Origin of the sequence: Pseudomonas sp. NFACC10-1 (assembly GCF_900119195.1) — a bacterium.
Lineage (GTDB): Bacteria > Pseudomonadota > Gammaproteobacteria > Pseudomonadales > Pseudomonadaceae > Aquipseudomonas > Aquipseudomonas cerasi.
The window spans coordinates 144,113-162,255 of the sequence record NZ_FPJB01000003.1 but is presented as its reverse complement, the minus strand read 5'-3'; the positions used below and the strand labels follow the sequence as shown (position 1 = coordinate 162,255).

Here is an 18,143-nt window from a genome sequence, read left to right as displayed (position 1 = left end):
ATGCTGGAATCATTCTTAATCCCTACCGCAGTGGTCGCACTCGCCGAAATCGGTGACAAGACGCAGTTGCTCGCGCTCATTCTCGCTGCGCGCTTTCGCAAGCCCTGGCCGATCATCGCAGGCATCGTTGCCGCAACGCTGGCCAACCATGCAGCAGCCGGCGCTGTAGGTGCGTGGTTCAGCAGTTATCTGTCAGACGCAGTGCTGCACTGGATACTCGCCGCCAGCTTTACCGCCACGGCGCTGTGGACACTGGTTCCGGACAAGATGGACGATGACGAAGCCAGCACGGCACGCAAGTTCGGCCCGTTCATGACCACGCTGATTACGTTCTTCATCGCTGAAATCGGTGACAAGACGCAGATCGCCACGGTGATGCTGGCGGCGCAGTATTCCTATCTGTGGCTGGTCATTCTGGGCACCACGGTGGGCATGCTGCTGGCCAACGTGCCGGTGGTACTGGCGGGCAATTTCGCCGCCGAGAAACTGCCACTGACCCTGATCCGCCGACTGGCTGCCTGCGCGTTCTTCGTGCTGGCGCTGGTGGCGGTTTACAAGGCAATGCAAGTCAGCGGCTGGGTGTAATGCTGGCCCGTAGCGTTGCAAAGACACTCGCAACGCTACGGACGACTCATTCACTCAGGATTTGGGGGCAGCCTGATACAGCGGCATGACTTTCGGAATCGCAGCCTGCAACGAAGCGATGCGACTTTCCGAGGCCGGGTGAGTGCTCATGAACTCAGGCTGCGAACCACCGGAGTTCTGGGTCATCTTCTGCCACAGGGTGATCGCCGCATTCGGGTTGTAACCGGCACGTGCGGCCAGTTCCAGACCGAGCAGATCGGCTTCGTTCTCGTTACTGCGGCTGTTGGGCAGTGTCAGGCTGTAGTTGACCACGGTATCTGCCAACGCCAGGCTGTCCTGTCCCAATCCCAGCAAGGCACCTGCGCCCTGCTTGGCCATTGAAACGCCGTATGCCTTGGACATCGCTTCACGCCCGTGCTCGCGCAGGGCATGGGCGATCTCGTGGCCCATGACCGCAGCGATTTCATCGTCGGTCAGCTTGAGGGTATCAATCAGACCGGTGTAAACGAAAATCTTGCCGCCAGGACCACAATTGGCGTTCAGCTCATCGCTCTTGATCAGGTTGACTTCCCACTGCCACTGCGCCGAATCAGGCCGCAATTTGGGCGCCTGGGCAATCAGTCGATTGGCGATTGCATGAACCCGCTTGGCATTGGCGCTGGTGGTGTCCAGCACCCCTTTGCTGGTCGCCTCGCCAACGGTCTGCTGGTAGGACTGGGCGTACATTTTGTTGACTTCATCCGTGGAGAGCATGCTGAACATGTACTGTTTGCGCTCCACACCGACCGAGTCGCCACTCGTGGTATTGACTGCCTGACACCCGCCGAGCAGCAACGCAGCGCTCAAGGCACAGAAGGCAAATGAAGGACGCATGGTGTATCTCCTTGTATGTAAAACGGTCAGTCCCGGGGCAGACCTCTGCGCCAGATACCGGCCAACTGGCATCTTGGTCTTTGACAGGGGTGGATGGTTCCCGCAGGTGTGTCCAGTTTGTATCAGATGTACTTCAACGCGGATATCGGATTTGTCCGATTCGGTGTTTTTTGCCGTCCCCGCCTAGCTTAATGGCGTGAGGCACTCGGGCGCATTCAGCTTGGGATCGTTGACCAGATTGGCCAGAGGCCGTTCGCGCAGCGCCGTCTGCGGGGCAGCCAGTAACGCTTGCAACGTCGGCAGCGGCGTGTCGGCGGCCAGCCAGTCTTTCTGGCCCTTGGCATCCAGAATCAATGGCCGACGCTGGGTCGCAGCCGCCTGGGTGACCACCGCGACGCTCAGGTACGTATGCCCCTGCACCGGGTAGGCTTCCCAGATGGCGGCGAAAAACAGCGCGGCGCCCTCCCCCGGCGTCAGCCAGAACGGACGCTTGCGCACCGTGCCGCGCCACTCGTAAAAGCCGTTGGCGGGCAGCAGGCAGCGGCGATGGGTAAAGGCGTCACGAAACATGGGTTGCTCGGCCACGGTTTCGGCGCGGGCATGGGCGGGTGTTTTCGACAGATCGGTGAGCCAGGCCGGCGTCAGGCCCCAGCGCGCGCGCACCAGCTCGATACCGTCAGCGTTTTCGGCGGCGCGCATGATCAACACCCAGTCGGCTGGCGAAATGTTCCATTGCGCCTGCTGATCGGCAGGAAAACCGGGCAAGGCGGCAAAGGCAGGGGTCCAGCGAAACAGGGCGTAGCGTCCACACATGGGGGCTAATCAGACTCTTTTAAGGTGCTCAGCACACCAGTACATCGGGGAAGTCGTCCGGCTCATCGCCAGACAGAGGCGAGGCGCTATTGTACGCAGTGATCAACGCTCGTGCGCGAGCGACCTGCGCATCTTCGACCCTGAGTGCCAGCAGCCCCAGCCCCGGCAGCTCGCCCATCGCCCCGAGCAGATCGCGACCGGCCAGATGCGCGTTGATGCCTTCACTGGCGAGCATTGCCAGCAGCAACTCGGCCTCCATCAGGTTCTCGGGCTCGTAGATCTTCTGCATCACTCGTTCTCGCTGCGAACGTCCAGATTCCAGTCTTCGCCGTCGGTCTGCAGGTCGAAAATGATCGGGCGGCAACAGACCGGACAGTCTTCAATGTACTGTTGATCGCCACCGGAAAGGTCCAGTACGGCTTCGACAGGTTCGCCGCAATAAGGGCAGTCGTAACTCTGTAATTCCTGCATCACGGTCTCCGGGATCAGTTATGCGTATAATTGACCCATTCTTCAGAAGGCAGTTTTAACAAATACGTCTTCTTTTTACCCTATTCGATTCAAACAAGAGAGCATGATGGGCGAATTTGATGCCATCCGACCTTACAACGATGCAGAAGTCCCCGCCGTCTTGGCACGTCTGCTGAGCGACAAAGCCTTTCTCGCCATTCTGACCCGATTCCGCTTTCCCCGCCTCGCGGGCGCATTCGGCTGGCTGCTGCAGCCTACCCTGGCGCGCAAGCTGCGCCGCGAGTTTGCCGGTATCGACTCGGTCGCCACGCTGCAGGACAAGGTCGAATATTACGTCGACCACACGATCGAACGCGCCACGGACGGGGTCACCTACACCGGCGTCGAACAGCTGAAGTCCGGTTGCGCCTACCTGTTTTTGGCCAACCATCGCGATATCGTCATGGACCCGGCGTTCGTCAACTACGCCGTGTACCACGCAGGCCTGCCCACTCCGCGCATCGCGATTGGCGACAACCTGCTGCAAAAGCCATTCGTCAGCGACCTGATGCGCCTGAACAAGAGCTTCATCGTGCATCGCTCGATCATCGGGCGACGCGAGAAAATGGCGGCTTATCAACTGCTGTCGGCGTACATCAATCACTCGATCACCAAGGACTGCCAGTCGATCTGGATCGCTCAGGCCGAGGGCCGCGCCAAGGACGGTGACGACCGTACCGAGTCGGCGATCCTCAAGATGTTCCACATGAGCCGCAAGGATGAGCCGTTTGGCGACGTGATTCGTTCGCTGAACCTGATCCCGGTGTCGATCAGCTACGAATATGATCCGTGCGACAGCGCCAAGGCCCGCGAGCTGTACATTCGTGCGACAACCGGCGTCTACACCAAGACGCCGGGCGAAGACGACGTGAGCATTGCCCTCGGCATCACCGGCTATAAAGGCCGTGTGCACGTGAACTTCGCACCGCCGATCACCGAGTATTTCGAGGACACCAAGCAACTGGCCATCGAGATGGACCGGCAGATTCTCGGCGGCTATCGGCTGTTCCCGGTGCATTACCTGGCTTACGCGCAGTGGAGCGATGCCGATCCGGCGCTGGAAGTGCCGAAGGCTGACGCACTGTTCCCGGCCGATGAACTCGAACGCGCCAGGGAGGAGTGGGAAAGTCGCCTGGCTGGCACGCCGATCGAGCACCGCCCTTACATGATTCAGCAATACGCGACACCGGTGCGCAACCAGTACCGCGTCAAGGCAGGGCTGGCGCTTTAAGAATCGGAACGTCTATCGCGCCCATGCTCCGCGTGGGTACGCCGTTCTGGATGCTCTGCGTCCGGTCTTGAGCGCTTCAGCGCGCCGTGACGCAGAGCGTCACCCAAGGCATTTCCATGCTGGAGCGTGAGGAACGACAGGTGTGCGGGAGAGCACGTGTCATGCCCATGCTCCGCGTGGTCATGCGCCCCCGAAATATTCTGCATGACAACTCTCTGCCGCTGTCACCCCAGCGTCATACTTCGCCTGCATTGTGTGGCTCCTCGAGAAACGGACTTCCCTCTCTTTGGAGCTTGTCATGCTGCATGCAAAAAATCAGGATCGCCTTTATCTCATTGCCCCAAGCGATGAGCAGCAGGAGTTGATCGATGGCCTGGCCTTCAATGTTCAGGACCGCCACTGGTTGGTCTACTGCGCACTTGGCGGGCATGTTCATCATGATCTGCCGGATCTGGATCAGGACACGGGGTTGAGTTTTCTGGACTTTTACCAGCAGGCAGCCTGATACCAAACCCGGGACAGCAAAAAGCCCGGCCCCCTCAACAGGGGCCGGGCTTTTTTATCGCGATGGTTAGAGGCTTACTGCGACAGGGTCGAACCGATGGTCGGGTCCTGGAACACGCGAGTCAGTGCGTCGCTCAGCACGTCGCTCACCAGCTTGGTGTTGGTTTCCTGATTCGGCGCCATACCGAAACGCTGATCCAGCGATGCGGCGTAACGACCACTGTAGGTGCGACCGTTATTGCGCACGTCAGCGCGGAACGTCGAGCTGATGGTGGCTTCAGTCACATACAGACCTTCCTTGGGCGACTGGTACTTCAAGTCAGCGAGGGTCACGGTCAACTGCGGAGCGCTGCCGCCCTGGGTCGGCGTAAAGCCCAGCAGGCGCACGGCGGCTTCAGCCTGGGCCTGGAGCTTGGGAACGATATCGGCACCGTTGACGCTGATCGAACTGGTTTCCGGGTACATGCCACCGCGCGTGCCCAGTGTCGGGCCAGGACGGCCGTCGACGACACGCACCACCACAGGCTGCCCGCGCCCTACCGGCGCCAGCTGCGCGTTGAGCTTGGGCGTGGGGCTGAGTTGTTGTGGGCTGTGGGCGCAACCCACCAGGGTCAAACTGCTTACAGCAAGCAAACCGAACAAAATGCGACGCAGCATGCTCATTTCTCCATGGGCCAGACACTGAATGTGCGGCAGTATAGCGGCCTGTAACAGCCGCTAACCAGAGGCCACTGACCGTTAAGCCTCGGACATTCGACACGCATCGGGGTTCACGCAGCAACGCAGGGCGAGATTCATCCGGCACGGTGTAATCATGGCGTCACATCCACGCGGCAGACTCGCCTCCATCGCACAGACGCTCATTCACGTCACAGGAGCTGCGCCATGAATCTGTTCCGGTCTCTGTTCACTGCACGCCCCCAGCATCGCCACTACGCGCGTATCGATCAGGCAGGCATCTGCCGTGCATTCAAACACTGCGCGCAACGTCCGACCGGCGTGGAATGGGTTGAAGTGACCGAGCAACGGATCAGCTGGCTGAATCGACCACTGCCCGCCAGCGCACGCGTGACGCAGCGTAGCGAACGCTCAACGCGCGGCCAGTTGCTCACCGCCTGACCGGAGAGGGAATAAAAGTCATTTAAAGCGATCAATTCCTGCCATTTCATCGCTATAATCTCCCCCCGATTATAAGGACGTCTCCTGATCGGGCCTCGCAGCACTGCTAATCGCCGTATTAGCGCCTTCGTAATGCCCACAGAGAGCCGCCCACACAGGTCATTTGCGCACGAGTGTGCTCGATGAAAGGTGAAGAAAGCTCGAATCGAATCGAACCTTTCCCGCCCGTCAGCGCCTCACTCTTTATGCTCCTGACCTGCCAGCGCTGTCATCGCAGCCATTTCGAGGTTTGGTTCGCGTTCCCAAAAGGACGTGAAAAACGGGTTTCACTACTTCACAAGAGTGTGGCGAGCAAATGAATAGGTACGCGTTTGTAAATGCACCATCAGCGTCTGAACCGACTCTCTTGAACAGGACTGACCGCGACTGCGCCTCCATGACCGGAGCCTGACGCCATCGGCAGGAGCCAATTGCACAAGGGGCTCCCTGACGATGGTCGAATGGCCTCGCAGGCCTGGAAATGCGTTCATGAAGCATTGATGAACCATGACCGGACCTGACCGGGACCTGCGCTTTGGATGCGAAAAATTGCGAAGAATCGGTCAGGCGATCCTGGCAAGGCGCACGAGGGTAGACATTTGATCCAGCCCACGAACACCTGGCAACCAGCCTCAGGATCGTATGCCGTCAATTTGGTGCTGCAGATTTTGGAGACGCGTTAATGGCGCATAAAGAAGCAGTCGATGTAGTACTGGTCGGAGCGGGCATCATGAGTGCCACTCTGGCGGTATTGCTTAAAGAGCTCGACCCCGGCATCACGCTGGAAGTCGTTGAGCTGATGGATTCCGGTGCTGCAGAGAGTTCCAACCCGTGGAACAACGCCGGCACCGGCCACGCAGGTCTGTGCGAGCTGAACTACACGCCGCCTGCGGCTGATGGCTCCATCGACATCAAGAAAGCGGTGCACATCAACACCCAGTTCGAAGTCTCGAAACAGTTCTGGGCCTATCTGGCACGCAAGGGCACCTTTGGTTCAGCCAGATCGTTCATCAACCCGGTCCCGCACCTGAGCTTCGTGCAGGGCGAAAAAGGCATCTCGTTCCTCAAGACCCGTTTTGAAGCCATGAGCAAGCATCACGCCTTCTCTTCGATGGAATATACCGAAGACAAGGCAAAGCTGGCCGAATGGATGCCATTGATGATGCCGGGGCGGCCTGCGGACGAAAAAATTGCCGCAACACGCATGATGAACGGCACCGACGTCAACTTTGGCGCGCTGACCAATCAACTGCTCGGCCATCTGACCAGTGCTCCAGGCACACAGATCAAGTACCGCAGCCGGGTGACCGACCTGACCCGCAACGGCGCTGGCTGGACCGTCAGCGTCAAGGACGTGAATGGCGGAGGCACGCGTGAGATAGATGCCAAATTCGTGTTCCTCGGTGCCGGTGGCGCAGCGTTGCCGCTGTTGCAGTTGTCGGGCATCGAAGAAAGCAAGGGCTTTGGCGGCTTTCCGGTCAGCGGTCAGTGGCTGCGTTGCGACAACCCGGAAGTGGTCAAGCATCACCAGGCCAAGGTCTACAGCCAGGCCGCCGTGGGTTCGCCGCCAATGTCCGTGCCGCACCTGGACACCCGCGTGGTCGATGGCAAGAAATCCCTGCTGTTCGGACCGTATGCCGGCTTCACCACCAAGTTCCTGAAACACGGCTCGTTCCTCGACCTGCCGCTCTCGGTCCGCGTGGCCAACATCAAACCGATGCTGGCGGTGGCGCGCGACAACATGGACCTGACCAAATACCTGGTCAGCGAAGTGATGCAATCAATGGAGCAACGCCTGGAATCGCTGCGCCGCTTCTATCCGGAAGCGAAAGCCGAAGACTGGCGTCTCGAAATCGCCGGTCAGCGCGTGCAGATCATCAAGAAAGACGCGAAAAAAGGCGGCGTGCTGCAATTCGGCACCGAGCTGGTCTCCGCAAAAGACGGCTCATTGGCCGCCCTGCTCGGTGCGTCACCGGGTGCATCGGTGACCGTGTCGATCATGCTTGAGCTGCTCGAACGCTGCTTCCCGGAGAAAACCCGCACGGAATGGGCGACCAAGCTCGAAGAGATTTTCCCGGCCAGGGAAAAGATCCTCGAAACCGATGCGCCGCTCTACGAGCGCATCAGCGCGCAGAACGACGAGGCGCTGGAACTGGTCGAGAAAAGCAGCCAGGAACACAGCTTCGCCTGACCCTACCGCTGCTGCTGTGCTGTAACAAAAAGCCCCGTGAGCCTTTACCAGCCACGGGGCTTTTTATTGGGTGTATTGCAGGTGCCGGTCAGAGGCTTCGGGACAGTACGGCAATGTGCTCCGGGCCAATTCCGCAGCAGCCGCCAATGTGCGTGGCGCCGCGCTTGACCCAGTCTGCCGCCCACTGCTGATAGCCCTGCGGGTCAAGGTCTTCACGCAGCTCATCCAGACCGTCGTTGGCCGTGGCGTCCTTGGGTTGCGGCGGGAAGGCGTTGGCATACGCACCAATGGCTATGTCGACGTTCAACGACTTGAACACCTCACGCGCCGCGTCGATTGCGCCGCCGATCACCTCTGGCTGGCTGCAGTTGAACAGCAGCGTGGCGACACCCATTGCTGCGGCGGCCCTGGCGGCGTCGGCGACCGGCTCGCCTGAGCGCAGACGCGGAGTTTCGTCAGTGTCCTCATCCTGCAGGGTGAACGACAGCCAGAACGGTTTTCCGTCATTGGGCAGCCCGGCGCGGATGGTCTGCGCTTCGAGAATGCAGCTCTGGGTTTCAGCCAGCCACAGGTCGACATACGGCGACAGCCCGGCAACCAGTGGTTTCAGCACATCGGCAGCCTGCTCCGGCTGATACAGGTCAGGGCGATAGGAACCGAACAGCGGCGGAATGGAGCCCGCCACACGGGCGCGTCCGCCAGAGGCATCGGCCGACTCACGCGCCAGTTGCCCGGCCAGCGCAGCCAGTGCCTGACCTTCGCGGGCAAAACGTTCTTCGCCAATATGAAACGGCACGACGGCGTAGCTGTTACTGGTGATGACCTGAGCACCACTTTCGATATAAGCGGCGTGTACCGCACTCACCGCTTCGGGTGCTTCACTCAATGCCAGAGCCGACCACTCCGGCTGGCGAAACGGGGCTCCGCGACGCTGCAGTTCACGGCCCATGCCGCCATCGAGAATTACAGTTGTGCCTTGAGTCATATGTGATCTGCTTATATGTATATGAAAAAAACTCATTATGAGTCAGTCTTGTATAACGTATTTAATACGGCCCTTTCATCAAACTACAAACACTTTTTCAGGGGAAATCTGTGAATTATCGCGCTCTGCTGGGCATCGGCCTGGTCACTCTGGCGGCCTCCACACACGCTATGGCCGGCGCCACGCTGGATCGCGTGCAGAAAAACAAAGAGCTGGTCAACGTCCTCATGGAAAGTTACCCGCCCTTCTCTTTCCTGAATGACAAGAATGAACTGGACGGCTTCGATGTCGACGTCGCCAAGGCCGTGGCGCAGAAACTGGGCGTCAAGTTGCGCCTTGAAACGCCGTCCTGGGACGTGATCGCCGCAGGCCACTGGAGTGGCCGTTATGACATCTGCGTCTGCTCGATGACACCGAGCAAGGCCCGCGCCGAAGTGTTCAACTTCCCGGTCGAGTATTACGCCTCGCCTGCGGTGATCGTAGTCAACGCCTCGGATGATCGTATTCATTCGGCCAAGGACCTGAGCGGCAAGAAGGTCGGTCTGACCAGCGCCTCCAGCTATGAAAGCTATCTGAACAAGAATCTGGTCATTGATGGCGCCGAAGACAAGCCACTGCAGTACCCGTTCGAAGACGTACAGATCGCCCCGTACGACAACGATAACGTGGCCTTTCAAGACCTCGGGCTGGGTGCTGGCAAGCGGCTGGACGCGATACTCACCAATCTGGTGACCGCAAAACCGCGCCTGGATCAGGACAAGCGCTTCAAACTGGCGGGCGAGCCGCTGTATGAAGAACCCAACTCGGTGGCCATCGAAAAAGACGATCCGGAATGGGACGCCAAGGTTCGCCAAGTCTTCGCCGAACTCAAGAGCGACGGCACCCTGAGCAAGCTGTCGCAAAAGTGGATCGGTGCTGACATCAGCAAATGACTTCCTTTCAGTCCCAGCGCCCACCCGAGCAGGCCGAGCAGAGCCTGCTCAAGCGAGTTTTCGGCTTCCGCACACGGCTTTACCTGACCTGGCTGGCCATGTTTGTGCTGTTCGCCGGTTTCTTCCTGAGCTTCGATCTGAAGCTGTCGATCATCCTCGACAAACTGCCGAATCTGATCGGGCTGCATCTGGCCCCCAACGGCTTTCTGCAGGGCGCGGCGCTGACATTGTTCGTGTCAGTGTGCTCGATCGTGGTCTCGGTGGCGCTCGGCTTTGTCACGGCACTCGCGCGGCTTTCCAGCAGCGCGGTGGCGTTCGGCATCGCCAGCTTTTACGCCTCGTTCTTTCGCGGCACGCCGCTGTTGATCCAGATCCTGCTGATCTATCTCGGCCTGCCACAACTCGGCATCGTGCCCGGAGCCATCACGGCGGGGGTGATCGCGCTGTCGCTCAACTACGGAGCTTACCTGAGCGAGATTTTCCGTGCGGGCATCATCGGCGTCTCTGCCGGACAGCGTGAAGCCGCGCTGGCCCTGGCCTTGCGCCCGGCACAGATCTTCTGGCGCGTTACCCTGCCCCAGGCCATGCGCACGATCATTCCGCCGACCACCAACCAGTTCATCTCCATGCTCAAGGACTCCTCACTGATTTCAGTGATGGGCGTCTGGGAAGTGATGTTTCTGGCACAGTCTTACGGCCGCTCCAGCTATCGATACATCGAAATGCTGACCACCGCAGCGGTGCTGTACTGGATCATGTCGATCGGGCTGGAGTTGTTGCAGTCACGACTGGAGCGGCATTACGGCAAGGCGTATCAGGCGCGCAAATAACTGCGGCTTTCGTCCTTACGCTCCGCGTGCGGTGCAGCGTAGCCGTGTGACGCAGAGCGTCACGAAATGCATGCCAACGCGGAGCATTGGCACGATAGGTGTTCTCTGGTGCGCCTCTCGTTCCTCACGCTCCGCGTGGGAATGCAGTTCCGGACGCTCTGCGTCCAGCCCTGGCAATGCGGAGCCTTGACAGGATAGTCAACCGCGGGCTTTTTCGATCAGTTCGATGTACTCATCAGCGTTACGCTGATCCTTGATCAGGGCGATGAAGTCGTTGCCGTGCTCGTCCTTGCCGTCGAAGTCATGGCCCGCTTCCTTGAAGAACACCAGAAAGCGTTCGAAATCGTTGATGCGCAGCCCACGGTAGGCCTTGATCAGCTTGTGCAGCGACGGCGAGGTAGCATCATACGGCTCGAAATCGAGGAACAGTTTAATCTGCTCATCGCCGATCTCATCGCCAATCAACTGCTTCTTATCTTTACGCATTACAGGCTCCAGCAGGTCGCAGACACTTTCACGGTCGGGCAGTTTACCCTCCGGCGAGCGCCGCGCTCAACGCGCACGTGCAGAGGTGGTGTGCAGATCAGCCCAGATGTGCCCGTTGGCATAACTGAGGAACTGGCAATAGACCTTCTCGTTGCGCAGCAAGTCCACCAGCACACGGTATTGGGACAGCGGGTAATAAAGCGTCAACGTGCGCGACGGCTCATCATAGGTCGGCTTTTTAAGGCTTTTGCTATCACCGCCATCGAAGTGCACGAGCACCTGGGAGATGGACGCGCCCTTGTTCAGCGACTTGCCCTTGAGGCGCAGCGACAAGGGCGAGGTGACCGGAATCGGCTGCTGACTCGACTGCCGCTGGTTACCGGCAACGATGGTGTATTCGGTGACACGCATCAACTGTTGCTGCTCGGGCACACCTTCGCGCAGGCTCAGGTCATCAGGCGGCAGGTATTGATCGTGCATGGGGCTGGCCGAAACCGGCGCAGCAGGTGCGGCAACTGCCAGACCAGACAACAGCACCAACGCCACGGCGCCGGGAATCAGTAGCTTCATTGAGGGTTTCCATATAATTGCGAATCGACGACCGCCCCTGTTCGCAGAAGCGGCCGTCAGAATGCCTTACATCCCTTTGACCGCATAGATACCGGCAGCGTTACGCCAGTAGCCTTTGTAGTCCATACCGAAACCGAAGATGTAGCGGTCGATGCACGGCAGGCCGACGTAGTCGGCTTTCAGGTCCGGACGGGCCTTGCGGTCGTGGTCCTTGTCGATCAGCACGGCGGTGTGCACGGCGCGGGCACCGGCGTGTCGGCAGAAGTCGATGATGGCACCCAGGGTGTGACCTTCATCGAGAATGTCGTCGATGATCAGCACGTCACGGTCCATGAACGAGACTTCCGGCTTGGCTTTCCAGAACAGATCACCACCGGTGGTTTCGTTGCGATAACGCGTTGCGTGCAGGTAGGACGCTTCCAGCGGGAAGTTCAGGTGGGTGAGCAGCTTGCCAGAGAAAATCAGGCCGCCATTCATGACGCAGAACACGACAGGATTGCGCTCGGCCAGCTCGGCATTGATCTGCGCGCCGACGCGGGCAATGGCCGCATCCACTTCGGCCTCGGTGTACAGGCAGTCAGCTTCGCGCATGACTTGACGGATATGCTCGAGATCAGCGGACATGACGCTCTCCAGGTAAGGCAGTTTGAGAAAAGCGGGCAAAGGTACGCATCCGTTCAAGCCAGAGCAAGTGATTCTGGACTAACGTTGCGTGTGTCTTGCAAAAGCCGCGAACGTCGAAGCTTCGTAACGATACTGCACGTGCTTTAAGACAGTAACAGCTGAATAGATTAACCTAGACCGATTTTTGCCCCGCTGGAGCCTTTCCCCATGCCCATTCGTGAGATCCGTCACCCGCTGATCCGCCACAAGCTCGGCCTTATGCGCCGCGCCGACATCAGTACCAAGAACTTCCGTGAGCTGGCTCAGGAAGTCGGCGCGCTGCTGACCTATGAAGCCACGGCCGACCTGACCCTGGAAAATTACGACATTCAAGGCTGGGCCGGTACGGTGTCAGTCGAGAAGATCGCAGGCAAGAAAATCACCGTCGTGCCGATTCTGCGCGCCGGTATCGGCATGCTGGACGGCGTGCTCAGCCTGATCCCGGGTGCCAAGGTCAGCGCGGTCGGCGTGGCCCGCAACGAAGAAACCCTGCAGGCACACACTTACCTGGAAAAACTGGTCCCGGAAATCGACGAGCGCCTGGCGATGATCATCGACCCGATGCTGGCCACCGGCAGCTCGATGGTCGCCACCATTGACCTGCTGAAGAAGGCTGGCTGCAAGGAAATCCGCGCCATGGTCCTGGTCGCGGCGCCCGAAGGTATCGCTGCCGTAGAGCAAGCGCACCCGGATGTGATGATCTACACCGCCTCCATCGACGAGCGTCTTAACGAACACGGCTACATCATTCCGGGCCTGGGCGATGCCGGTGACAAGATTTTCGGCACCAAGCAGAAGGACGCGTAACCCGATGACGCAGCAGGAGTTCAACGATCCACTGTGGCGCACGATTCTATCCGGCGCGCAAATGCTGTTCGTGGCCTTTGGCGCGCTGGTCCTGATGCCGCTGATCACCGGGCTCGATCCGAACGTGGCACTGTTCACCGCAGGCCTGGGCACGCTGTTGTTCCAGATCGTCACCGGGCGTCAGGTGCCGGTCTTTCTGGCCTCGAGCTTTGCCTTCATCACCCCGATCATCCTCGCCAAGGGCCAGTTCGGTCTGGCCGCGACCATGGGCGGTGTCATGGCGGCAGGCTTTGTATACACCTTTCTCGGTCTGGCCGTGAAGATCAAGGGCACCGGTTTCATCGACCGCCTGCTGCCTCCTGTGGTGATCGGGCCGGTCATCATCTCGATCGGTCTGGCGATGGCGCCGATTGCAGCCAACATGGCGATGGGCAAGTCCGGCGATGGCGTGCAGTTGATTCCTTATCAGACCGCCATGCTGATTTCGATGCCGGCCTTGCTGACCACACTGATTGTGGCGGTGTTCGGCAAAGGCATTTTCCGTCTGGTGCCGATCATCTCCGGCGTGCTGGTGGGCTTCGCGCTGTCGTTCTACTTTGGTGTGGTCGATACCAAAAAGATTGCTGACGCTGCCTGGCTGGCCTTGCCGCACTTCACCGCACCGGAATTCAACTGGCAGGCGATTCTGTTCATTGTCCCGGTCGCCCTGGCACCGGCCATCGAACACATCGGCGGGGTGATTGCAGTCGGCAGCGTGACCGGACGCGACTACCTGAAAAAGCCGGGCCTGCACCGCACGCTGTTCGGCGACGGCATCGCCACCACCGCTGCCGGCCTGTTCGGCGGCCCGCCCAATACCACCTACGCCGAAGTGACTGGCGCGGTGATGCTGACCAAGAACTACAACCCGCAGATCATGATCTGGGCGTCGTTCTTTGCCATCATCCTGGCGTTCATCGGCAAATTCGGGGCGCTGCTGCAGAGCATTCCAGTCCCGGTAATGGGCGGCATTCTGTGCCTGCTGTTCGGTTCGATTGCCGCAGTGGGCATGAACACCCTGATCCGCCACAAGATCGACCTGGCCGAAGCGCGCAATCTGGTGATTGTCTCGGTCACGCTGGTGTTCGGGATCGGCGGCGTATTGATCGGCACCGGCAACGGACCGAACGATTTCGGCCTGAAAGGCATTGCCCTGTGCGCCGTGACCGCCATCGCCCTGAACCTGATCCTGCCGGGCAATGACAGCTGGAAGAACAAGCAACTGGATGATCAGTTGCCTTGACGCTTCACTTCTTGACTATCGTGCCAATGCTCCGCGTTGGCATGCAGTTCTGGACGCTCTGCGTCCTGTCCTGAACATGGGTGCTGCGCAGATTTGTGACGCGGAGCGTCACCCAAGGCATTCCCACACTGGAGCGTGAGGAACGATAAGCGTCTGGAAGAACACTATCGTGCCCATGCTCCGCGGTTCAGCGCATCACAACATCAACGGCGCACGCTCGCACAGCCTGTTCAGCTCTTTCGCCCAGTTGGGGTCGTCGTTCAGGCAAGGGATCAGGATCAGTTCCTCTCCCCCCGCTTCCTTGAACTGCTCGGCACCGCGGTCACCGATCTCTTCCAGTGTCTCGATGCAATCAGCGACGAACGCCGGGCACATGACCAGCAGCTTCCTGACACCTTTCGCCGCCAGTTCATCCAGATGCGCTTCGGTGTAGGGTTCGATCCACTTGGCGCGCCCCAGACGTGACTGGAACGACACCGACCACTTACCGTCAGGAATGCCCATACGCTTGGCGAACGCCGCCGCCGATTGTATGCATTGCGCGCGATAGCAGGTGGCGAGCACTTCGGCGGGTGCGGTCATGCAGCAGTCGTCCTTCAGGCAATGCTTGCCGGTCGGGTCGAGCTTGTGCAGGTGCCGCTCGGGCAGACCGTGGAAGCTCAGCAGCAAATGGTCATAAGGTTGCTCCAGATGCGGCCGCACGCTTTCCACCAGTGCACTCAGGTACTCGGGCTGATCGTAGAACGGCTGCAGAACCGAGAACTGCATCTTCAACGATTTGGCGCGCACCACGCGTTTGGCTTCTTCAATGACCGTGGTCACCGTGCTGTCGGCGAACTGCGGGTACAGCGGCGCCAGGGTGACTTTTTTGAAGCCCTGCTCTGCCAGCCGCGTCAGCACGGTTTCGATGGACGGCTCGCCATAACGCATGGCCAGTTCGACCGGCCCGTGCGACCACTCCTTTTTCATCGCCTGCTGCAGGCGCTTGCTCAGCACCACCAGGGGCGAACCTTCATCCCACCAGATGGACGCATAGGCGTGTGCGGACTGCTCGGGCCGCTTGATCAGAATCAGCGAGACCAGCAGCCTGCGCACTGGCCATGGCAGGTCGATCACATAAGGATCCATCAGGAACTGGTTCAGATAGCTGCGCACGTCTGCCACTTGAGTAGAGGCAGGCGAACCCAGATTGACCAGCAACAAAGCGTGATCGGTCATGCAACATCCTATTCATTTCAACAGCGTTCAGTGGCGACCCAGCAAATCCTGCAGGGCGGTGTCGAGTTCGGTGTACTTGAATGTAAAACCAGCTTCCTGCAAACGCTCCGGCCGCGCACGCTGGCCACCGAGCAGCAATACCGAAAGCTCGCCCAGCAATACTTTCAGGGCCAGCGCCGGCATGGGCATGAATGCCGGCCGGTGCAGAATGCCGGCCAGGGCCTTGGCAAACTGACGATTGCGCACCGGTGACGGCGCACAGACATTATAAGGACCCTTTGCTTCATTCAGATTCAACAGAAAATCAATCGCGGCGATTTGATCCTGGATGTGAACCCACGGCATCCACTGCCTGCCATTGCCGATCGGCCCGCCCATGCCGAATTTGAAAGGAGGTAACAGACGCTGCAGAAAACCGGCACGATCGGACAGCACCAGGCCTGTGCGTATCAGCACCACGCGCACGCCCAGCGCCTCGGCGCGTTGTGCGGTTTCTTCCCAGGCGTTGCACAGCTGGCTGGCAAAGTCTTCCTTGGCAGGCAGCGAGGTTTCGTCGATTTCGCGCTCGCCACTGTCGCCATACCAGCCGACTGCAGAGCCGGAAATCATCAGCGCAGGTTTTTGCTCGCGAGTGCCCAGCCATTTCAGCAGTTGCTCGGTCAGGCCGACGCGACTTTCCCACAGCAACAGACGGCGCTTGCGGGTCCACGGACGATCCGCAATGGGCGCGCCCGCCAGGTTGATAATTGCATCCACCGGCTGCGTACCCAGCTCATCAAGACTGGCAATGCCACGCACCGAAGGGCCGCACAGCTCGACGACGTCGGCGGGTTTTCGGCTCCATACCGTCAATTCATGGCCTTGAGCAGACCAGAAACGGCAGAGCGCTCGTCCTATCAAACCAGTACCACCGGTCAGCAATATGTGCATGGCAGATAACCTCGCGTGGCGTAGGTGACAATTGGGTAGTCTTATTTTTACCAGTGACGCTGTCCGTGACGCTGGTCCGGAAAACGAAACTGTCAGCTGAACCATAGGCCACAGCAGAATGAAACGCAGCCTCGAGGCCTTTGCCCGAGTCGCTGAACCGTTCGACCTTGCCAGTGGCAATGTGACTCAACCGCTAAATTCTAAAACCACTGCAAGTTATACCAAACAAGAAGATTGTACAGGTTTTAACTACGGCGTAGTCTGTACAGACAAGGTAACGAGGCCCCTATGACTGTCCCTATCGCAATCATCGGTACCGGTATCGCCGGACTCTCCGCAGCCCAGGCGCTGACATCCGCCGGGCATCAAGTGCACCTTTTCGACAAGAGCCGCGGCAGCGGCGGTCGTATGTCCAGCAAGCGCAGCGACGCAGGTTCGCTGGACATGGGGGCACAGTATTTCACCGCCCGTGACCGACGCTTTGCCACCGCAGTCAAGCAGTGGCAAACCCAGGGTCACGTCGCCGAGTGGACACCCTCGCTCTATAACTTTCATGGCGGCAGGCTCAGCCCCTCTCCGGACGAGCAGGTGCGCTGGGTCGGCACGCCTGGCATGAGCGCCATTACCCGGGCGATGCGCGGCGATCTGCCGGTGTCGTTCTCGTGTCGCATCACTGAAGTGTTCCGTGGCGAACAACACTGGAACCTGCTGGATGCCGAAGGCGAAAGCCACGGCCCTTTCAGCCATGTGATCATCGCCACCCCGGCCCCTCAGGCCACTGCCCTGCTGGCTGCTGCGCCGAAACTGGCCAGCGTCGTGGCAGGCGTGAAGATGGACCCGACCTGGGCCGTGGCGCTGGCCTTCGAAACCCCGTTGCAGACGCCCATGCAGGGTTGCTTCGTGCAGGACAGCCCGCTGGACTGGCTGGCCCGCGACCGCAGCAAACCTGGTCGCGACGCCACGCTCGATACCTGGGTGCTGCACGCCACCAGCCAGTGGAGCAGGCAGAATCTCGACGCTTCCAGAGAACAGGTCACCGAACAGTTGCACGGTGCATTCGCGGAATTGATCGATTGCACCATGCCCCCGCCAGTGTTCAGCCTCGCCCACCGCTGGCTGTACGCACGGCCTGCCGGCTCTCACGAATGGGGTGCCTTGTCGGACGCCGATCTGGGCATTTATGTCTGTGGCGACTGGTGCCTGTCCGGGCGCGTGGAAGGCGCATGGCTGAGTGGCCAGGAAGCAGCGCGCCGACTGCTGGAGCATGTGCAATGAATCAGATCAACCCGCGCAAGCTGCTGCTGTCGAAATGGACAGCCGCCACCCCGCTCAACCGGGAAAAGCACTTCTTGGTCACCGAGCTGTTCAAGGACGAAGAAGGCACTGTGCTGGAAATCGAACTGCAGGCTGTGCTGACCCAGCGCAGCGAGCGGCTGCCGTGGCAGGTGTTGCAACAGGCGGATACCTGGCGAATGGGCTGGAAGTAGCTTTTACCGCCCTCTACAAAGAATTTGACTTGTACAGTTACACCCCTATGATGAAGACAAGTTGTACAGCACGAACTATCTGTACAAG

At 59.6% G+C, this 18,143-nt stretch carries 22 protein-coding genes; 11 read left to right on the top strand and 11 right to left on the bottom strand.

Going from position 1 to position 18,143, the window contains the following annotated elements; all coding sequences use genetic code 11:
* Positions 1–585, top strand: a complete 585-nt coding sequence (locus tag BT119_RS09390) for a TMEM165/GDT1 family protein (protein ID WP_003365548.1) — start codon at positions 1–3, stop codon at positions 583–585.
* 54 nt (positions 586–639) lie between these two features.
* Here BT119_RS09390 and BT119_RS09385 read toward each other — a convergent pair whose 3' ends face one another.
* The 4 genes from BT119_RS09385 to BT119_RS09370 form a co-directional block, all read right to left on the bottom strand.
* On the bottom strand, positions 640–1,458 hold the full coding sequence (locus tag BT119_RS09385) for a M48 family metallopeptidase (protein WP_003365550.1): 819 nt from the start codon (positions 1,456–1,458) through the stop codon (positions 640–642).
* A 183-nt stretch (positions 1,459–1,641) separates the two neighbouring features.
* Positions 1,642–2,271, bottom strand: a complete 630-nt coding sequence (locus BT119_RS09380) for an SOS response-associated peptidase (RefSeq protein WP_003365552.1) — start codon at positions 2,269–2,271, stop codon at positions 1,642–1,644.
* A 28-nt stretch (positions 2,272–2,299) separates the two neighbouring features.
* Positions 2,300–2,560, bottom strand: coding sequence for a putative signal transducing protein (locus BT119_RS09375; protein WP_072365504.1), 261 nt, complete (start codon positions 2,558–2,560; stop codon positions 2,300–2,302).
* The gene (locus tag BT119_RS09370; protein WP_002552181.1) at positions 2,560–2,742 is read right to left on the bottom strand and encodes a CPXCG motif-containing cysteine-rich protein; all 183 of its coding nucleotides are present in this window, start codon (positions 2,740–2,742) and stop codon (positions 2,560–2,562) included. The genes BT119_RS09375 and BT119_RS09370 overlap by 1 nt, the downstream gene beginning before the upstream one ends.
* A 106-nt stretch (positions 2,743–2,848) precedes the next feature.
* Between BT119_RS09370 and BT119_RS09365 the strand changes: the two genes are divergently transcribed.
* The gene (locus BT119_RS09365) at positions 2,849–4,012 is read left to right on the top strand and encodes a 1-acyl-sn-glycerol-3-phosphate acyltransferase (RefSeq protein ID WP_032609513.1); all 1,164 of its coding nucleotides are present in this window, start codon (positions 2,849–2,851) and stop codon (positions 4,010–4,012) included.
* 298 nt (positions 4,013–4,310) lie between these two features.
* On the top strand, positions 4,311–4,517 hold the full coding sequence (locus BT119_RS09360) for a hypothetical protein (RefSeq protein WP_003346138.1): 207 nt from the start codon (positions 4,311–4,313) through the stop codon (positions 4,515–4,517).
* Positions 4,518–4,591: 74 nt separating this feature from the next.
* Here BT119_RS09360 and BT119_RS09355 read toward each other — a convergent pair whose 3' ends face one another.
* The gene (locus BT119_RS09355; protein WP_003365560.1) at positions 4,592–5,173 is read right to left on the bottom strand and encodes a YajG family lipoprotein; all 582 of its coding nucleotides are present in this window, start codon (positions 5,171–5,173) and stop codon (positions 4,592–4,594) included.
* Positions 5,174–5,401: 228 nt separating this feature from the next.
* Between BT119_RS09355 and BT119_RS09350 the strand changes: the two genes are divergently transcribed.
* On the top strand, positions 5,402–5,635 hold the full coding sequence (locus tag BT119_RS09350) for a hypothetical protein (RefSeq protein ID WP_003365562.1): 234 nt from the start codon (positions 5,402–5,404) through the stop codon (positions 5,633–5,635).
* Positions 5,636–6,356: 721 nt separating this feature from the next.
* Positions 6,357–7,865 carry a malate dehydrogenase (quinone) gene (gene mqo / locus BT119_RS09345; protein WP_046719915.1) on the top strand — a complete coding sequence of 503 codons (1,509 nt, stop codon included), beginning with the start codon at positions 6,357–6,359 and terminating at the stop codon, positions 7,863–7,865.
* An 88-nt stretch (positions 7,866–7,953) separates the two neighbouring features.
* On the opposite strand, the gene BT119_RS09340 is transcribed toward mqo, so the two are convergent.
* Complete coding sequence (locus BT119_RS09340) at positions 7,954–8,850, bottom strand: homocysteine S-methyltransferase family protein (protein ID WP_060708708.1); 897 nt, start codon at positions 8,848–8,850, stop codon at positions 7,954–7,956.
* A gap of 110 nt (positions 8,851–8,960) precedes the next feature.
* Here BT119_RS09340 and BT119_RS09335 point away from each other — a divergent pair, with 110 nt between their 5' ends.
* Together BT119_RS09335 and BT119_RS09330 are read left to right on the top strand one after the other, a co-directional pair.
* Entirely contained in the window at positions 8,961–9,782 is an 822-nt protein-coding gene (locus BT119_RS09335) for an ABC transporter substrate-binding protein (protein WP_003365572.1), read from the top strand.
* Positions 9,779–10,612 (top strand): amino acid ABC transporter permease, encoded by an 834-nt coding sequence (locus BT119_RS09330; protein WP_054080645.1) that lies wholly within the window; start codon positions 9,779–9,781, stop codon positions 10,610–10,612. Before BT119_RS09335 ends, BT119_RS09330 begins: the two co-directional genes overlap by 4 nt.
* A gap of 198 nt (positions 10,613–10,810) precedes the next feature.
* On the opposite strand, the gene BT119_RS09325 is transcribed toward BT119_RS09330, so the two are convergent.
* From BT119_RS09325 to BT119_RS09315, 3 genes are all read right to left on the bottom strand, one after another.
* Entirely contained in the window at positions 10,811–11,098 is a 288-nt protein-coding gene (locus BT119_RS09325; protein ID WP_003365576.1) for a PA4642 family protein, read from the bottom strand.
* 66 nt (positions 11,099–11,164) lie between these two features.
* Positions 11,165–11,668, bottom strand: coding sequence for a hypothetical protein (locus tag BT119_RS09320; RefSeq protein WP_003365577.1), 504 nt, complete (start codon positions 11,666–11,668; stop codon positions 11,165–11,167).
* A 66-nt stretch (positions 11,669–11,734) separates the two neighbouring features.
* On the bottom strand, positions 11,735–12,292 hold the full coding sequence (locus tag BT119_RS09315) for a hypoxanthine-guanine phosphoribosyltransferase (RefSeq protein WP_003433705.1): 558 nt from the start codon (positions 12,290–12,292) through the stop codon (positions 11,735–11,737).
* Positions 12,293–12,499: 207 nt separating this feature from the next.
* On the opposite strand from BT119_RS09315, the gene upp reads away from it, so the two are divergent.
* Together upp and BT119_RS09305 are read left to right on the top strand one after the other, a co-directional pair.
* Positions 12,500–13,138, top strand: coding sequence for a uracil phosphoribosyltransferase (gene upp, locus BT119_RS09310; protein WP_003365583.1), 639 nt, complete (start codon positions 12,500–12,502; stop codon positions 13,136–13,138).
* Positions 13,139–13,142: 4 nt separating this feature from the next.
* Positions 13,143–14,420 carry a uracil-xanthine permease family protein gene (locus BT119_RS09305; RefSeq protein WP_003365584.1) on the top strand — a complete coding sequence of 426 codons (1,278 nt, stop codon included), beginning with the start codon at positions 13,143–13,145 and terminating at the stop codon, positions 14,418–14,420.
* Between the two features lie 195 nt (positions 14,421–14,615).
* Here BT119_RS09305 and hemH read toward each other — a convergent pair whose 3' ends face one another.
* Together hemH and BT119_RS09295 are read right to left on the bottom strand one after the other, a co-directional pair.
* Complete coding sequence (hemH, locus tag BT119_RS09300) at positions 14,616–15,638, bottom strand: ferrochelatase (RefSeq protein ID WP_024661430.1); 1,023 nt, start codon at positions 15,636–15,638, stop codon at positions 14,616–14,618.
* Positions 15,639–15,665: 27 nt separating this feature from the next.
* Positions 15,666–16,568 carry a TIGR01777 family oxidoreductase gene (locus BT119_RS09295; protein WP_003433707.1) on the bottom strand — a complete coding sequence of 301 codons (903 nt, stop codon included), beginning with the start codon at positions 16,566–16,568 and terminating at the stop codon, positions 15,666–15,668.
* A gap of 288 nt (positions 16,569–16,856) precedes the next feature.
* Here BT119_RS09295 and BT119_RS09290 point away from each other — a divergent pair, with 288 nt between their 5' ends.
* Both BT119_RS09290 and BT119_RS09285 read left to right on the top strand, forming a co-directional pair.
* Positions 16,857–17,843, top strand: coding sequence for an NAD(P)/FAD-dependent oxidoreductase (locus tag BT119_RS09290; RefSeq protein WP_003365592.1), 987 nt, complete (start codon positions 16,857–16,859; stop codon positions 17,841–17,843).
* Entirely contained in the window at positions 17,840–18,055 is a 216-nt protein-coding gene (locus tag BT119_RS09285; RefSeq protein WP_002552164.1) for a TIGR02450 family Trp-rich protein, read from the top strand. The genes BT119_RS09290 and BT119_RS09285 overlap by 4 nt, the downstream gene beginning before the upstream one ends.
* Positions 18,056–18,143 lie beyond the last annotated feature (88 nt).